This window comes from Micromonospora sp. LOL_023, from assembly GCF_048060115.1.
GTDB lineage: Bacteria > Actinomycetota > Actinomycetes > Mycobacteriales > Micromonosporaceae > Micromonospora_E.
Map to the genome: position 1 here is coordinate 1 of NZ_JBHMIM010000034.1, position 15,071 is coordinate 15,071.

Sequence of the window (15,071 nt, forward strand, 5' to 3'; positions counted from 1 at the left end):
CGGTGCCGGCCACCCACGAACATCACCCACCGTCACCTCTACGGGTGTCGATCAGGTTTTGAATGGCCCTCTCGGCTTGGACCTCGCAGGCACCGAAGAAACCGTAGACAAACTCGACATCGGCGAGATGGCAGAAATCCAGGCCAAGCTACTGTTCAGGCTCGTCGAGGACGCCCAATCGACCGAGGAACAACTTGATGCTTTCCTCCTGGAAGCCGAAGGCCTGCTCCACGAAGCCCACCCCCCGAGCACTACGAAGCTTGAGGGGGACGCCGAGATTCTTTGAAGCAGGTGAATTTGAGTGGCACCTGTACCTGAACAATAAACTCCACAGTGTACTATGTTTCGCCGCGCAAGTTACTGTCGCTGCAACTGATATGCGATAGCCGCCTCCACCGGTCCAGCAGACGAGATGATCACTTTCAAGTCCGAGGTTTGCTCGGCGACACGGAGATCTACTACACCGGTCGTGCCATCGACGGAACAGGGAGGAAACGCTTCGACTCTCAAATCGTCACCAATCCCAAGGTGGCCACGCAGCGTCCCCGATCCCGCGCAGTAGACCACCAACCGGTAGTTGCCGGGCGGCCACCGGCTACTGTCCTCATCACGAATGATATCCGCCTGCTCGGAAGATTCCTGGTTCACGGTGATCGGTTGGGCAGCCGCGCGAACGAGAGTGGACGAATCCTGCACATTTGCCTCGTCGACAAATTTGACGTACTCAGCCATCTTGACTGACGCAGCAGCGCTTCGCCCTGACCGCACTGTAGAGTTGGCACTTTGACTCGGAGCCACGTTAGGCACCGAATCACAGGCAGCAATGACAGATGCCGCACAGAAAACTACAACCAATTTCGATAGCAGAACTTGTGATCGAAGAAATCTAAAGGCTTTACTGGACTGCGAGTCAGTCATCAGAGTCGGTTCGCGGTTTCGACCGCGCTGACGAGGATGGCATCAATCTCGTCCCCGCTAGCCCGGCCCTCGCCGAGCACATGCATGATGGTGAGGCTCTGGATCTTGCCTGCCATCTCAGGATCGAAGTCAGACTCGACATCGGGGTCGAGTGCCGCCTTCACCAGGCGTTCCGCAGCATTGGCATCGATCTCACGCGGATCCACCGGAGCAGCTGTGCGCAGCTCCGCAACGAATTGCACGATGTCGGCTTCACTAGCACGTTCCGATAGGCGATGGTTGACTGCATAGTAGAAGACAATCCCCAGCAGAGTCGAGAAGTCGCCCCAACCCTTGGTGTTCAACTGAGCCTCTAGGCGATCATTCTCGACGTAGTCACCCCTGAGCATGGTGCGAAAATATTCGACCAGGCCTGGCTCGATCTTCATTATCTACTTCCCTTCACGGCGTTTCTTGTATTTCTTCCACATCTCGCGACCCACCAACGCGGTGGCACCCGCAGCCATGATTACTGCAGTCACAGGGTTGTCCACAGCCGGACGATCGGCAGGAAGCGACTCCGGGGCTATCGTCGTCGCACTCTCCGAACCCGGCTTGATCTTGAACAGATCCAGAATTTCCTTCCCGGTCTGCATCGTCTTTTCGGCGTTCTGCAGATGCTCCTCAGCGGAGTCTGACTTCTGCACGAAGCGACGCGCGAATCGATCGGCTCTGCTTCCACTTCCCTCAGCCTCTGCCACAAGGCGCTCGCCGGAGACATCAATTTTGGGGTCAGCAGCAGGCGCTACACCCGGAGCAATGTCATTCACGTACTCGACGATGTGCTCACAGATGTCGTTCAGGATCCCAGCGACCCGGTCGGCTTTCGCGCCAGCGATCTTTACCTCGGCGATCGCCGTCTTGATCAGCTGATCGTCGCTTCCCTGAGCAGCCTCCGCGTAGTGAGTCGCCGCTTGGTCGGCGTCGGCTTGCGCGCGGTTGGCGGTCACGGCTGCGGCAAGCAGCCGCTCCCTGGCAGCGTAAAGCCGTGCCACGACGTCGCCGAGGGTCCCGGACATCAGAGCTTGGCCACGTACTCGTTCGCGTTCTGCACCGCAGCCTCGAACCGCCGGATCGCCAGCTCGACCTCACGCTCCAACGAGTCCAGCTTCGCCTTTGCCTTCTCCACCTCGTCGTGGGTGCTGTCATGCATCGTGGCCCGCGCCAGGGCACCCGCTTCCTCAGCCTCAGCGAGTGCCTGTTCAAGGATCTGGCACCCCTGTCGGACTGCCTCGTTGCCCAGCTCGACCGTGCGCTTCACATCGTCAACGCTCATCGGCCACCGATCCATCGCCCTCCCGCTACAAGCCGAACCTATCGAACGCTGGCACCGTCCAACAGGGTCGGACGATGTCGGGTCCTACTCGGGGAGGCCGCGGAGCAGGGACAGGGCGGTGCGGTCCGAACTGAGGGTGGACAGCTCGGTGTTGATGAAATCGGTGTAGAACTGTGCCGGCGAGCCGGGGTAGCCGGGGCGTTCGGCGGCGTACCACTGGTGTAGCCACGGCTCCAGCTCCAGCAGACCGGCGAGCAGCGGCAGCAGGCGGTGCGCTTCCCACGCCTCCTGGCTGCGCCGATTCACGTACACCGTGGCCAACGCCTGCGCCTGCGCCAGGTGGTCCCACCCCGCCCAGCCGAGCAGCAGGCTGGAATCGGTGTCGCGGCCCATCTCCGGGTACGAGATGAAGCGCTCCTTCGGCACATCGAGCTTGCCCCGCGCCTTCGCGTACGACGGCCGGACGAAGTCCGCCGACGTGTACTTCGGCGGCACGTCGATCTCCACCGACTCCCCAGCGTCCTCACGCCGCTGCTTCTCCCAGGTCTGCTCCCACAACACCCGCTTACGCAGCCCGGACGGCTTGTAGCGCTGCTTCGGCAGGAACGGCACATGCTCGGTCGCGAGCAACTTGTCGAGTGCGACGACCAGGCTCATCCCCTCGTACTCCGGCAGCAGCGCCAACACCTGCTGGAAGTCGGCGTCGCCGGCCACCCGGTCGGCGAGCTGCGCCACCGACAGCGGCTCCGGCGTGCCGCCCCACAGCTCGGGGGCCTCCAACCGCTCCAGCAGCCAGTCCCGCAACGCATCCGCCTGCATCTTGGCCCAGCCATCGGTCTTCCACCGACGCTTGCACTCCGGACGCTCGATCAGCTGCAGGTGCCGGTTTCCGGCCGTGGCAGACATCCGTCTTTCCACCAGGTCGCGGTAATCCGCAGGCCAGTCGGGGTTCGGCTTGTCCACCGGTACGGAATCGTGCCGCACTAACCAGCCCGTCTCCACCTCAAGTGACATTGCACTGATCGCGATCAAGCATTTTTGCCACTAAAGTTATAGTTAGGACAATATGGACGGCATCGATGTTAGTGTGTAGAGACCTGGCCGGGTGAATTTCTGTTACCGACACAGGGAACGGGGACCATGCAAAATCTTGTTCGCACCAGCATCTGGCGTTCAACAAAGCGCCGTCTCGGATTGATGGCCATCGCGTTCGCGCTACTCGTGGCCGGAACGGTGGCGGCACCTGGGGCCCTGGCGAATGCAGCCGTTCCGGGCGACACTTCCGTAAGCACCGCCAAGGGATTGGTAGTCGGCGGTTTCGATGTCAAGGTCGCAGCCAGCAATGGCTACGAGGTGGTCACCCTCCCCGACGGGTCGCGCACCTCAGTACGCCACGATCTGGCAGAGAGCGTACGGGCCGGGCGGGTCGCACCAACCGGTGCGGTACTGCCGCCGGTCGGCACGGTCGGCACCCAGGGCTACGACGCCGAAGACGGCAACTGTGGCCTGTCCTGGGTCCGACTGTTGGCGATGGGCGGCGGCAACGCCGACCTGGGAACCGGGTTTACGGTCCGGCTCGACTGGCCGGGAATCTGGGACATCAACTGGCGCGTCAACATCACCGACGCTGGGGGCAGCAGCCAACAGACTGGCTACGACGCTCCGGTCGGAACTTCGGTCTGGAGCGCCCCGGCGAGAATCCTCAGCCTCACGCCCAGCCTGGCAACCGCAGGAGTTCCCTATTATTCCTACGTCATCCTGACGGACGGTACGATCTGCTTCTCGCTCGGTCCGTCGACAACCGAGCAGATCACCTGAGTCTCGGTTTGCGATCCGGTTGCCACGATTTCCGGTCGGCGGAGAAATGTTGTGACTGACCCGTCTGTGTGAAGTGAATCTACCCGGTCGTATTCGTCAGGTGACGAATACGACCGGGCAGCAGGCGGTTCCAAAATGGCGAGCATGATAGCGTGAGCGGAAGAGGGTTCGCGCACCGGACATTCGGAGGAACGCGATGCGGGAAGAACCGGCCCGGCTCGGTCCGGAGGAGATGAGGGTACGGGCGGACGATCAGGAAGCGGCCATCCGGGCCACCGCCCACGTTCTGCCCCTCTACGGGCTCGATGCGTGGGGCGGGCTCCGGTTGATCAGCCGCTGGGCCAGGTGGGACGACCACTTGGAGTTGGCCGGGCTGGGGCACGGATCGCCCACCGGCTCGGAGCCGTACGTCGATGTACTGGTGGGCTCGCCCACCACAGGAGATGTCGTGCTCGAGACCCGGCGGGAGCAACGGTATGGCACCGAACCGCCTCGGGACGAGGCGGCCTTCCGGCGGATCGAGGCGGAGCTGCAGGCGGCGTCGCCAGAGCCGGTCGTCATCCACGTCGATGACCAGCCGCGCGCCTTCCAGCTCTGGCGGCATCCTGGTGGCTGGATCGCCGGGACCAGGATTGACGGCTACCAGATCGTGCTCCGGGCGCGCGGCATGTATCCATCGGGGGTACGGCTTCGCCGGGTCACGGATGTCGAGCCCTACCTGCGGGGGCGCCGCCAGTTCCTGGCCGTCGACGGCTGACCAGACGGTGTCGCCCAGGGGGTGAATGCTGGTTAGAGTCCTCGGCGTGGATGACGATCCCCGGAGCATCGTTGCCGGCCTCGCCGAGCTGGGCGAAGTGACGGGGATTTGGGAGCTCGCCGAGCAGCGTCTCCAGGCCGGCGACGCGCGCTTCGTCACGGACCTCGGCATCGCGGCGTGGCGCAGGTACGGGGGCGATCCGACAACGCCTTGGCAGTATCGCAACGTTTTCGATCGGACGCTGAGGCTGCTGACTCAGACGCCGGGGGCGACCGACCAGGCCGTTCGGTTGATCTCCGTCGTCCAGGACCGTCGCCAGGTCCGGTACGCCGCGTCGCTGCTCGCTTCGGCCCATTCCGTCGCAGACCTGGGCGGCGTGTTCGATACGGGTAGGTCGGAGGAGCTGCGGGCCTGCCTGCTGCAGGAACTGGTGTTGCGTGGTGCCGAGGTGCACCACCGGTGGGTTGTCTCGCCGCACTGGCGCCATCATCCGCTCGGCTGGCTGCCGTTGTCGTTGACGCCGATCAAAGGGCACCCCAGCCGTCCTAGGTACCACCTCGGTCGGGGCAGCCATGACCTACCGGTCATGGCGGCGGAGCCCGTGCACGGGCACGGTCCTGTTCCTCGTTGGCGGGAGACGACCGCGTCCGACGAGACGGCCGCGCTGAGCGCGGCGGTCGACAACTGGGCTGAGGGATCCAACGGCCGTATCGAGGCACGGACGTTCGCGTTCGACGAAGACCTCCCGCCGGACGCCGTCGGCGATGCGCTGCTGAGCATCGACCTGGAGTGCACCCAGGGCATGACGACCGGGCTCGGCACATGCTCGCCGCCGCAGGCGTGGCGGCAGTTGTTCTCGGCAGCCTCGACCGGCGGCGCGTACAACCGCGGCGAGTACGGAGCGTACGGAAGACTGTTGGCGTGGCAATCGGTTGCGGCGCTGGTCGGCGCTGCGCACGACGCACCGGCCGGTGACGTCGAAGCGCTGGCGCATCGCTGCTCGTGGTATTCGTTCGCCGGGGGCCCCGGATGGTTCGACAACGTCGCCTGGAATATCGGTCTGGCGGTGGTGTCACCGGACCGGCGGCGGCTGGCGGTACAGGCTGCCACCGACACCGACTGATCCACCGACGAGCACTGATCAGCCCCGGTTGAGCCGGCGAGGATTTGATGCATCTGGTCAACGGTGAGCTGGGGACGCGCGATCGGCGTCGATGCCCTGCTGCCCAGTCAACGGCGGTAAGAAGACCCCCCACGAGGTGAACTTCAGCAGCCCGGACGGCTTGTGGCGCTGCTTCGGCAGACGGCCGCCAGGCTGCCTGCCGGTACGGTCGTGGAATGCCTCATGGCGGATGGAGCAAGGAAGACTCGCTGCTGACCTCGGTGCGCCCGGTGCCGCTCCGTTGGCTGCTGGTCGACGACGACGCGGACGGTCCAGACAAAGCCATCGCCGCCTGTGTCGACATCGACGGGCTCTTCGAGGACGTGCAGCACGTGTTGTCAGCGGTACGGCCGACGGTGCTGATCGGATGCGATCCCGCGCCGGCTCTGCGACGCGCACTCGACGCGCTGGATCGCGGGACCGGCGACCCTGGCGGTGCGGCGTGGCGCCGCCGAATCCGTGCCTCCATCGCCAGCGTGGCCAACGACGGCAGCGCGACACCGGTGGTCGGCGTACATGTCGAAGGTGCGGTGGCTGCGGTTCGCCCGTCGGCCCTGGGCAGCGGCCTGGTCGATGTCACCCTGGACACCGCCATAGCTGGCCCGATGCCGCGCGGGGCACGCCAGATCTGGGAACTCTGGCGCGCAGGGCGTCCGGCCGAACCAGGCAACTGGGTGGGCTGCGACCGCACTGTCCGTCGCCAGTGGACCATGGCGGCGCTTGCCCACCAGCGGCACGACGCCGCCGACAAGCCGGCCGGCACCACCTACGAGCTCGACGGGCGGAACGTCACCGACGTCGAAGGCTTCTACTGCGCCATCGGTGAGGCGGTCAACGGGCCCGGCGGCTACTTCGGCTCGAACGCCGACGCGCTACACGACTGCACACGAGGTGGCTGGGGAGCTGCCTGGCCATTCAAGCTGGTCTGGCGGCATTCGGCTGTGGCTCAGGAACACCTGACCCCGCCCGCCGCAGCCGGCGGCCCGGCATTCGGGCAACTCCTGCACTGGCTCGCCGAGGACGGGATCCACGTCCATCTGCAGTGACCCGCGCAGGAACCAGATGGAGTGCTCTGCTGTTCAACTGGTTCGACTGAGTGGCCGAACCGATCGCCGGCAGGAGGGCAGATGATTGAGTGGCTTGACGATGTCTGGTCCCGAACGCACATGGTGCAGGTTGTCGAGGGCGGTGAGGACGGCGGTCCTCTTCGCGACCGTACGATCCTGGCTGAGCTGTCGGACCAGGCAGCGGTCGACGCGGCACGCGTCTTGACGACCAAAGGCCGCTTCCCCGGCGGCATCTGTCGTTGTCACGGTGGGCCGACCATCGTGCTCCGCGCCGCCGGAGGTCAGGTGCTCGCCAGCGCCGGGATCCACGGGCACGGCTCCGTCAGCTGGGAGCGGTCGCGGTTCCGTGACGACCATGCCGTGGCGGATCCCGCGGCGCTCCACCTGTTCCTGGCCGAGCACGGTGTGCCGGATCAACTCGCCGCCTTTGTGCCACCGCTGGCCGACCTGCTGGGCCTACACGAGACAAACCCTCAGTTCCGACCAGCCGGCGAGGCGGGCAGGCGATACCTCACTAAGCGCGGAGTTCCTCATGTCCTGCATCCCGTGCTGGTCACCGTCACCGGTCAGCAGTCCGGCGAACTGGCCGAGGCCCAGATCGACGACGTGCGTCACCGACTCGATGCCATCATGCCCTCACCGACCGGTAGGGCGATGATCCTGCTGTCCTGGCTGGGCCGGCTCCCCATCCCGACGGAGGCGTTCTGGGGCGAAGGCATCCTGGTACGGCGACTACTCGCCGATCTCGCACTGCCCGACATTGCGACCGCAGCCGCCGACACCCGCACCGGACACGTCGCGATGGGAGTGGTCAACCTGGTCATGCACTCCGGCGACAACGGCACCCTGGCCGCCGCCATCGGCCCGACGCTGCGTCAACTGTTCCCACCGCCATCGGCCGCCGACACCGTTCCGTGACTCTCGAGCAAGCCGTCCCAGAACCCTTCATTGCTTGCGGAGGTCACGGATCCCGGAGACTGGAAAGGTCCGAGCGGACCAGTGCACAAGACGGAGAAGGTTTGGGGAACATCGAACGAGGTGGACAGGACGATGCAGGAGGCGTGGCAACGCTTCAGCGAGCCGCTCGTGGTCTGCTCGCGTGGCTCCTTGGTGGAGTTTGGCCACGGTGCTACCGGCATCCGGCAAGTTCGTGGTGGCCCGCCTCGGCGGTACGCGGACAACAGATGCCAACCAGGTCTTTTACGACTTTTCGGATTCCTTCTTCTTCCCCAGCTACTTCGGTTGGAACTGGGACGCACTGTCCGACTGTCTGAGAGATCTGCACTGGCTGCCGGCGGACGGCTACCTGGTGATCGTCGACAACGCACCCCAACTGCTGCCGGACAGTGCTCCGGATCAGCGCACGCTCTTCCGCGTCCTTGCCCACGCAGTTCGCCACTGGTCTGGCGCGGGCGGCCGACCGGAGGGGAGGTCCGTCCCATTCACCGTGCTGCTGCTCTGTGACCACGAAGAAGAGGCAGTACATCTGCGACAGGCCGTCTACCAGGCACTCCACGAGACGCGCTGACGACCCCGGCGGTAGGCCATGATTGGCGTCCATGGGCACCGGCGATCCGTACACCACCATCACCGAGCCGGCGTTCGTGGCACGGTTCCTGCTCGATCCAGACACGGACACCGCGGCCTCCGTAGACGCGTTCGTCGCTCTCGATGCGAGGACTAGCGCCTGATGCCATGCCAGTCTTCCTGCATGGCAGCGAAGCTCACCCAACGGGATCTCCGGGCGAGATCCGGAAAGATCATGGATGCCGTCGCGCACGGCGAGTCGTTTGTCGTCACCCGCAACGGCACCCCCATCGGCGAGTTGATTCCGTTGCGTCGGCATCGAGTGGTGACCCGTGAGCAGTTCGCGGGCGGGTCAACGAACGCACCGGTGACGGATACGGCGCGGTTCCGTGCTGACCCGGACAGCGTCATGGACGGTGGCCTCCGGGACCCCTACGGAGCCTGAGGCGCACCGCCGACGTCGCCGGTCTTGGACACTCTGGTGACGGTGGACTACTTCAGGCGTGGGGGATCGCTCAGTGCGACAGGCAGGCGTCGTCGGGCAGGCGGCCCACGATGAGGGGTGGCGCGGCGGTTTCCGACCGAAGGTAGCCGAGCAGGCAGGCGTGCCCGGCCCGGACGGCGTACAGGATCGCACCCGCCGGGGCGGGGTCGGTGAACCGGGCCGGCCGTACCACCGGTTCGTTGAAGCCGGCGGCGATCAGCGCCTGCCGGACCGCCTCCGGTGTCGTGACCGGGAGCCGGCAGTGCTCCAGCGGCCCAGGACAGTCCGCACCGAGCTGGCGGACGAAGCCGTCCAGCGCCGCCTGCCGGCGCGGCTGCGCCGCTACCCGTTCGTCGTCCGTCAGCGGCGTACGCCGGCCGAGATCCTCCAGGATGCGCTGGCAGTAGTCATCGATGCTGGACGTCACCTGCGCACAGGCGAACTGCTCGACGGTCGCGGCCGGCCGCCCATCCGGCTCGCTCGCTGACCGGCCGGCCCGCACCAGCGGCACGGCCACCGCTGTCGCGCTGGCGACCAGAAACAGCACGGCGATGGCCAGTCCAACCCGGACAGCGCGCACGCCCGCACCGTACCACTACCCGGCGGCACTATTGGAACGATGGGAGTCGTAATAGGCAGGCGCAGGTCTCTGGTTGCCGCTGTACTGATCATGGGGTCGCTGGCGGGTTGCGCCAGCACCTCGACCGGAGAGGCGTGTCGACTGGTCGGTGTCCAGACCGGGATCGGGGTCCGTATTGCCGCACCGTTGGCGGAGCAGGTCAGCACAGCCGAGTTCGTGATCTGTTGGGATTCCTCCTGTCAGAGACGACAGGTCACTCTCCTCCCCAGCTCGGCCGTCACCGACAACGGCTGCGCTGAAGGCGGATCTGACGGGGTCTGCTCGGCGGACGCGTTCGCCACCGGTGACAGGGTCGGATTCGCCTCCGTCGCCAACCTGCCGTCCAGCCCGGTCGAGGTGACTTTGAGCCTGGTTGACGCCGGCGGCGCGGAGATCGTCAACGAAGCCCGGGTGCTCACCGCGAAGCGGGTCGATGCACCGGGAGGAGACTGCGGCAGCGGCTTGCAAGGGAACATCGACGTCGACGCCAACGGAAACGTGCGCTCGGAAGCCTGATCAACGAGGCCACAGACTGGACCCTGACCGGCCTACTACCCCGCTGGCGATCGAACCGCAGGGCGCGTAACCGCACTACAGTATCGCGCGGCTGACGACTTACGCCTGACCCGCATCGCCTTCCGATGGCCGGCGATCTGCACGTACGTGTGGATTGCGCTGCCCTGACGCCCCGATCGGGCCTGCACTGCCCATGGGCCGCACGATCGTGCGGTTTGCTGGGCTGAAGGATGGAACGAGCCGAACCTGTGGAGCGCAGCCGGGAACGCGACGAGTTCGCCGAGACCATCCGTCAGCGTCGGCGCGCACTCGGGTTGCGCCAGGACGAGTTGGCTGATCTCGCCGGAGTCTCCGAACGGTTCGTCTACGCCCTGGAAAACGGCCAACGGACCGTACAGCTCGACAAGGTCCTCGCCGTGACCTCGACCCTCGGCCTGCATCTGGAGTTACGCCGTGGCGCGGGCCGCGAGATCACCACAGGGGAAGAACGGGGGAGAATGGTGACCTTCCGATGGCTGGCCCCGACCACGTGTGCTCGGACGTCTGGAGCGAGCCACCGAAGTGACGCTGACGCACGCTATTTTCGCGTTTTAACGTGCGTCAGCGTCACTTCGGCGCGCAGCCGCACGGTCACTCAGCCGGCTGCGGCCACACGACCCTGGTCGGGTGCGGGCTGGGCCCGGTGTAGCGGGCTGAGCCGAGCACGCCGGACAAGGCACAGGAGGTGCCGTCGGTTGGCGCAAGATAGAACATCGTGTAGGTCATCTGGGTCGCCGTGTCTGAGTAGTGCGAGATGGCCAGGATGCTGTCATCGGGGAACAGCGCCGGCCGGATGACGTACCCGTCAGTGGAGACCGGCTGCCCGTTGGGACTCATCTGGTTCACGCCTTCGCCCGTTCGCTCCGTCTCTGCGGGGTCGCAGAACGGCACAGGGCGAGCTTGCTCGGCGTAGCGCAGCTCGGTTGGTACGCCGGCTTGGCGCAGGTCGGCGGCGAGACCAGCTGGATCATTGAGCCGGTCCCACTCCACGATCAGTTCCACCGAACCGTCGGGGTTCGTGGTCACCGCGTACGCGGGGGTGGCACCGCCGGGGCCGTCGATCCAGATCGTCGACGCCGCGAGGGCCACCGCCACAGCTGCAGCGGCAACCCCGCCGACCGCCAGCCGCCGGTGCCGCATTCGACGCACAGCGCCGGGCTGTCTCCGTACCGCCGCCAAGCCGGGCCGTTCGACGGTGTCGGACCGGGGCTGCGCGAGGATGCCGGCCAGCATCGCTGTGGCCTGAGGCGATTCCGCGTCCACCCGCCAGTCGGCGACGGGATCCGCATCCCGTATCAGTCGGTCGGTCTCCATCACGATCCTCCTTCGTTTGCCAGCGGGGAGAGCGCGGCGTCCGCCGGCCTCCTGGTCGGTGCCGGTTCCAACGCGGCGGCCAGCCGCCGCCGGGCCCGAAACAACCGCACCTTGTACGCGGTACGACTGCACCCCAGGACCGTGGCGGCGGCAGTGGCGTCGAGCCCTTCCCAGGTGGCCAACCGCAGCGCCTCCTGGTCTGCTTCGGACAGTTGCGCCAACGCTCGGTGTACCCGTACCTGGTCGACGACGGCATCGGCGTGGTCGGCCGCGACCGTCTCGACGACCGCGCCCAACCGGGACGTCAGCCTCGCCTGCCGGTCCCGGCCCCGGATCTCGTTGCCGATCAGGTGCCGGGTGGTGGCGTACAGCCAGGGCAGCGGGTCGGTGACCGGCACGTCCGGCAGGCGTCGCCAGGCCACCAGGAACGCCTCGCTGACGATGTCGGGGGCGCGTTCCCGGCCGACCCGGCGGGCCGCGTACCACATGACCGGGCCGTAGTGCCGCCGGAACAGTTCCGCGAATCTTGTCCGGTCGTCTTCCATGCCTGGTCTGTTTCCGCCTCCGCCGTCGGGGTTACCTTGGCCGGGGCTGGTGTCGACCGGCGCTGGGCGGAGCCCCCGATACCAGGTGGCCGGATCGACCCGATCGGTGCGATGATCAACCTCTGGGGTCGTTGGCTCAACTGGCTAGCGCGTCCGACTGCTAGCGCGTCCGCTCTCCGCCTGCGCGGCCGGGGACGCGCTTCCTTCTCGACCTCCTGGGATCAGAACGTTCGGGGTTCGAGTCTCAGGCGACCCACTTTGTTGATCTTCCGTGCGAACCTGGCCGAACAGCCCACGTGAGGTACAATTTTCTGTACTTACCCCGGAGGTGATCATGCGGACCGTGAACTTCACCCAGCTTCGGCAGAACCTGGCCGCCGAACTCGACAGCGTGATCAACGACGCGGAGGAAGTGGTGGTGACCCGGTCAGGCCACGATCCCGTGGTGATCGTGCCGCTCGCGGAGTACGAGTCGATGAAGGAAACCGAGTACCTCCTACGCAGCCCGAGCAACGCCGCCGCTCTGCGCCGATCGATGGCGGAGCTTGAAAAGGGCGACGTGGCCGAGAGGGATCTGATCGACCCGGCCACTGTGCGGGACGTCGCATGAGGCTGGTCTTCACCGCGACGGCGTGGAGCCAGTATCTCAGCCATACAGACCGGAAGTTGGTCAAGCGCATCAATGACCTCATCGCGGACGTGATGCGCAACGGATACGAGGGCATCGGCAAGCCGGAGCCCCTTCGGGGGGAGCTGTCCGGCTTCTGGTCCCGCCGGATCGATCGCGAACATCGACTGGTGTATCGGATCAGCAAGGACGACGTCGAGATCGTCGCCTGCCGCTACCACTACGTTGACCGGTAGCGGACTGGACTGAAAATCAGGAGCATCGGTCGTGTGGCCACCGAAGGTGCTGCCTCCGGCCCACCGTGACACGCTCGACCGGAGCCGGGGGATGCGTCCCAGCGGAACCGACCTCGACGTACTCGTCCGTGGCCACCGCGACCGGCGGTACGCCGAGCCGCCGGCCTGGTCGACCAGGGCACGCTGCGGGCGGTGACTTACCGGGTCTTCCCGTTCGAGCAGATCGCCGAGAGCTTCGCCCAACCTCGGACAGGGCCGCGCCAAGGGCAAAATCATCATCCGCATGTGACCTGCGGCCCGCTCCACCGAGGGTCCCCGGCCGTGGCTCGACCGGGCTGACGCCGGTCGAGCCACACCGCCGTCACCAGATGCGCAGCTCGTACACCTGAACGTTCTTGAATCCGGTCGGCTTGCCCTTGCTCATGGTCACGGTGTTGCACCGGCCGCCAGCCTCGTAGTTCACGGCTACCTTGTTGGCGCCCGAAGACACCCGGGTGGACGCCGTGGATGTTCACCGCGACCGGGCCCGAGTTGGCATAGCACTTCGCGGTCCCGACGCCGCCACCCAAAGCCATGGTGGCTACCGCCGGGTTGACTTCGCTCGCCATGCTTGCGGCAGACGGCCAACCTGTTACCACGCTCCAGGGAGGAGGTTCCGTGCGCAAACCGGCGAAGACTGCATCTGTGCTCTTCGGGCTCGGCGTCGGAGTAATGGTCGGTCCGTCGCTGGGTTCGGCCACTCTCTGGTCCGGCATCGCCGTCACCGCGCTCGGTCTCGCGCTCCACCTGGTCGGTACGGCAGCGAACGTTGACCAGCCGGACGACCATGACGAGGACGTTGGGGTGGCCGGCGACGGGGCGGCGGCGGTGGGATCGGCAGACTCCGCGCGTCGCCGACGCAGTCGGCCGCGACGTGCGCACACAGGTCGAGCGGACCGGCCCGGCCTGGCCGGCCTGGGCACCCGGGTCGAGCAGGTTCTCCGGCTCGCCGAGGAGCAGGCCGACGATCACCGCACCGAGGCGAAGCGGGAGGCCGACAAGATCCTGACCGCCGCCCGGCGGGAGGCGGAGGCCATCCTGGACCGGGCGCACGAGCAGGCAGCTGGGATCACCCGCGCCGAACGGAATCGGACATCGACGCCGCCCTCTCAGTCGTCGACGTCGAGCATGCCGAACTGACCGACAACCCTGCCATGGCGCGCTCGCGCCCGTGGGCTCCCAAGAACGAGCCGAACTGCCTCACCCCAGGGCGGCAGGCCGACGGCTACGTCCTGACCTGCGTGGGCCGACCGATGTCAAGGGTCACCCTCGACATCGCGGAGGCCGCCCCTGCCGCGTCGGTCCACCGCTCGGGCCGAATGTCACCAGGCGATGACGCCGTCGTCGTTGACGAACGTGCCGGTCGGGCCGCCGTCGGGCAGCATGGCCAGCCGGATCGGGGTGGCGGCGGCCTCCTGGACCGGACGCCCGACCCCGCCGGTGAAGTCGGTGGCGACCAGTCCCGGGCAGGCCGTGTTGATCAGGATGTTGGTGTCGGCGAGTTGCCGCACGTAGTGCACGGTGATCGCGTTGAGGTACGTCTTCGTCGGCGAGTAGGCCGCCATGATCGGGCCGACGTTGATCTCCGGGTCCGACTGCCAGGTCAGCGACCCGACGCTGCTGGAGATGTTGACGATGCGCGGCGACGCCGACCGGCGCAGCAGCGGCAGCATCGCGTTGGTCACCCGGATCACGCCGAACACGTTGGTCTCGACGACTTCCCGTACGGCGTCGAGGTCGAGGGTGGTGGGGTCCTGGTCCCACCCCGGACCGGTCTCGCCGGAGATACCGGCGTTGTTGACCAGGACGTCCAGGCCGCCGCCCCGGCGGTCGATCAGACGCGCGGCTTCGGTGACGCTGTGGTCGTCGGTGACGTCCAGCGGTACGGCGAACGCGTCGACGCCGGCGGCGTACAGCGCCTTGACTGCCGCCTCACCGCGGGCCGCGTCGCGCGCTCCCACCGCCACCCGGTAGCCCTTCGCGCCCAACCCGGCGGCGATCTCGTAGCCCAGTCCCTTGTTCGCGCCGGTGATCAGCGCGGTCTTCGTTTCGGTCATGGGGCGATGGTGGCGCGGTAGCGGGTGCCG

21 protein-coding genes and 2 pseudogenes are annotated in these 15,071 nt (G+C 66.6%); 14 read left to right on the top strand and 9 right to left on the bottom strand.

Annotation, left to right across the window (positions count from 1 at the left end; all coding sequences use genetic code 11):
• Nucleotides 1–286, top strand: a 286-nt coding sequence (locus ACFHVL_RS18680) for a hypothetical protein (RefSeq protein ID WP_416629410.1), incomplete at its 5' end; no start/stop codon positions are given.
• A gap of 71 nt (nt 287–357) precedes the next feature.
• Here ACFHVL_RS18680 and ACFHVL_RS18685 read toward each other — a convergent pair.
• The 5 genes from ACFHVL_RS18685 to pglX all read right to left on the bottom strand — a co-directional run bounded on the left by ACFHVL_RS18685 (nt 358) and on the right by pglX (nt 3,247).
• A complete protein-coding gene (locus tag ACFHVL_RS18685) occupies nt 358–732 on the bottom strand; it encodes a hypothetical protein (RefSeq protein WP_416629411.1) in 375 nt (124 codons plus the stop codon).
• A gap of 185 nt (nt 733–917) precedes the next feature.
• Complete coding sequence (locus ACFHVL_RS18690) at nt 918–1,346, bottom strand: hypothetical protein (protein ID WP_416629412.1); 429 nt, start codon at nt 1,344–1,346, stop codon at nt 918–920.
• Nucleotides 1,347–1,349: 3 nt separating this feature from the next.
• Nucleotides 1,350–1,976 (bottom strand): hypothetical protein, encoded by a 627-nt coding sequence (locus tag ACFHVL_RS18695; protein WP_416629414.1) that lies wholly within the window; start codon nt 1,974–1,976, stop codon nt 1,350–1,352.
• Entirely contained in the window at nt 1,976–2,233 is a 258-nt protein-coding gene (locus ACFHVL_RS18700; RefSeq protein ID WP_416629415.1) for a hypothetical protein, read from the bottom strand. The genes ACFHVL_RS18695 and ACFHVL_RS18700 overlap by 1 nt, the downstream gene beginning before the upstream one ends.
• 84 nt (nt 2,234–2,317) lie before the next feature.
• Complete coding sequence (gene pglX / locus ACFHVL_RS18705) at nt 2,318–3,247, bottom strand: BREX-2 system adenine-specific DNA-methyltransferase PglX (RefSeq protein ID WP_416629416.1); 930 nt, start codon at nt 3,245–3,247, stop codon at nt 2,318–2,320.
• A 183-nt stretch (nt 3,248–3,430) separates the two neighbouring features.
• Between pglX and ACFHVL_RS18710 the strand changes: the two genes are divergently transcribed.
• The 8 genes from ACFHVL_RS18710 (at nt 3,431) to ACFHVL_RS18745 (ending at nt 9,009) form a co-directional block, all read left to right on the top strand.
• The gene (locus ACFHVL_RS18710) at nt 3,431–4,051 is read left to right on the top strand and encodes a hypothetical protein (protein WP_416629418.1); all 621 of its coding nucleotides are present in this window, start codon (nt 3,431–3,433) and stop codon (nt 4,049–4,051) included.
• A gap of 196 nt (nt 4,052–4,247) precedes the next feature.
• Nucleotides 4,248–4,808: a hypothetical protein gene (locus ACFHVL_RS18715; protein ID WP_416629419.1), complete on the top strand. Its 561-nt coding sequence runs from the start codon at nt 4,248–4,250 to the stop codon at nt 4,806–4,808.
• 46 nt (nt 4,809–4,854) lie between these two features.
• On the top strand, nt 4,855–5,931 hold the full coding sequence (locus ACFHVL_RS18720; protein WP_416629421.1) for a DUF6183 family protein: 1,077 nt from the start codon (nt 4,855–4,857) through the stop codon (nt 5,929–5,931).
• Between the two features lie 215 nt (nt 5,932–6,146).
• Nucleotides 6,147–7,016, top strand: coding sequence for a barstar family protein (locus tag ACFHVL_RS18725; protein WP_416629422.1), 870 nt, complete (start codon nt 6,147–6,149; stop codon nt 7,014–7,016).
• 81 nt (nt 7,017–7,097) lie between these two features.
• Nucleotides 7,098–7,955 (top strand): hypothetical protein, encoded by an 858-nt coding sequence (locus tag ACFHVL_RS18730; RefSeq protein WP_416629423.1) that lies wholly within the window; start codon nt 7,098–7,100, stop codon nt 7,953–7,955.
• Between the two features lie 208 nt (nt 7,956–8,163).
• Complete coding sequence (locus tag ACFHVL_RS18735) at nt 8,164–8,565, top strand: barstar family protein (protein WP_416629424.1); 402 nt, start codon at nt 8,164–8,166, stop codon at nt 8,563–8,565.
• Nucleotides 8,566–8,596: 31 nt separating this feature from the next.
• Nucleotides 8,597–8,728, top strand: a complete 132-nt coding sequence (locus ACFHVL_RS18740) for a hypothetical protein (protein ID WP_416629425.1) — start codon at nt 8,597–8,599, stop codon at nt 8,726–8,728.
• 20 nt (nt 8,729–8,748) lie between these two features.
• Nucleotides 8,749–9,009 (top strand): type II toxin-antitoxin system Phd/YefM family antitoxin, encoded by a 261-nt coding sequence (locus ACFHVL_RS18745; RefSeq protein WP_416629427.1) that lies wholly within the window; start codon nt 8,749–8,751, stop codon nt 9,007–9,009.
• A 70-nt stretch (nt 9,010–9,079) separates the two neighbouring features.
• On the opposite strand, the gene ACFHVL_RS18750 is transcribed toward ACFHVL_RS18745, so the two are convergent.
• Complete coding sequence (locus tag ACFHVL_RS18750; RefSeq protein WP_416629429.1) at nt 9,080–9,628, bottom strand: hypothetical protein; 549 nt, start codon at nt 9,626–9,628, stop codon at nt 9,080–9,082.
• 186 nt (nt 9,629–9,814) lie between these two features.
• Here ACFHVL_RS18750 and ACFHVL_RS18755 point away from each other — a divergent pair, with 186 nt between their 5' ends.
• Together ACFHVL_RS18755 and ACFHVL_RS18760 are read left to right on the top strand one after the other, a co-directional pair.
• Nucleotides 9,815–10,183, top strand: a complete 369-nt coding sequence (locus ACFHVL_RS18755) for a hypothetical protein (RefSeq protein WP_416629430.1) — start codon at nt 9,815–9,817, stop codon at nt 10,181–10,183.
• A gap of 230 nt (nt 10,184–10,413) precedes the next feature.
• Nucleotides 10,414–10,626, top strand: a pseudogene (locus ACFHVL_RS18760) (type II toxin-antitoxin system Y4mF family antitoxin); the annotation flags it as partial.
• 187 nt (nt 10,627–10,813) lie between these two features.
• On the opposite strand, the gene ACFHVL_RS18765 reads toward ACFHVL_RS18760, so the two are convergent.
• Together ACFHVL_RS18765 and ACFHVL_RS18770 are read right to left on the bottom strand one after the other, a co-directional pair.
• Nucleotides 10,814–11,536, bottom strand: coding sequence for a hypothetical protein (locus ACFHVL_RS18765; protein ID WP_416629431.1), 723 nt, complete (start codon nt 11,534–11,536; stop codon nt 10,814–10,816).
• Nucleotides 11,536–12,081 (bottom strand): RNA polymerase sigma factor, encoded by a 546-nt coding sequence (locus ACFHVL_RS18770; RefSeq protein ID WP_416629432.1) that lies wholly within the window; start codon nt 12,079–12,081, stop codon nt 11,536–11,538. Before ACFHVL_RS18770 ends, ACFHVL_RS18765 begins: the two co-directional genes overlap by 1 nt.
• Nucleotides 12,082–12,415: 334 nt before the next feature.
• Between ACFHVL_RS18770 and ACFHVL_RS18775 the strand changes: the two genes are divergently transcribed.
• From ACFHVL_RS18775 to ACFHVL_RS18785, 3 genes and pseudogenes are all read left to right on the top strand, one after another.
• The gene (locus tag ACFHVL_RS18775) at nt 12,416–12,691 is read left to right on the top strand and encodes a type II toxin-antitoxin system Phd/YefM family antitoxin (RefSeq protein ID WP_416629434.1); all 276 of its coding nucleotides are present in this window, start codon (nt 12,416–12,418) and stop codon (nt 12,689–12,691) included.
• Nucleotides 12,688–12,945 (top strand): Txe/YoeB family addiction module toxin, encoded by a 258-nt coding sequence (locus tag ACFHVL_RS18780; RefSeq protein ID WP_326562447.1) that lies wholly within the window; start codon nt 12,688–12,690, stop codon nt 12,943–12,945. Before ACFHVL_RS18775 ends, ACFHVL_RS18780 begins: the two co-directional genes overlap by 4 nt.
• Nucleotides 12,946–13,878: 933 nt before the next feature.
• A pseudogene (locus ACFHVL_RS18785) lies at nt 13,879–14,070 on the top strand (cell division protein DivIVA); the annotation flags it as partial.
• 236 nt (nt 14,071–14,306) lie between these two features.
• Here ACFHVL_RS18785 and ACFHVL_RS18790 read toward each other — a convergent pair.
• The gene (locus ACFHVL_RS18790) at nt 14,307–15,041 is read right to left on the bottom strand and encodes an SDR family oxidoreductase (protein WP_416629436.1); all 735 of its coding nucleotides are present in this window, start codon (nt 15,039–15,041) and stop codon (nt 14,307–14,309) included.
• Between the last annotated feature and the right edge of the window lie 30 nt (nt 15,042–15,071).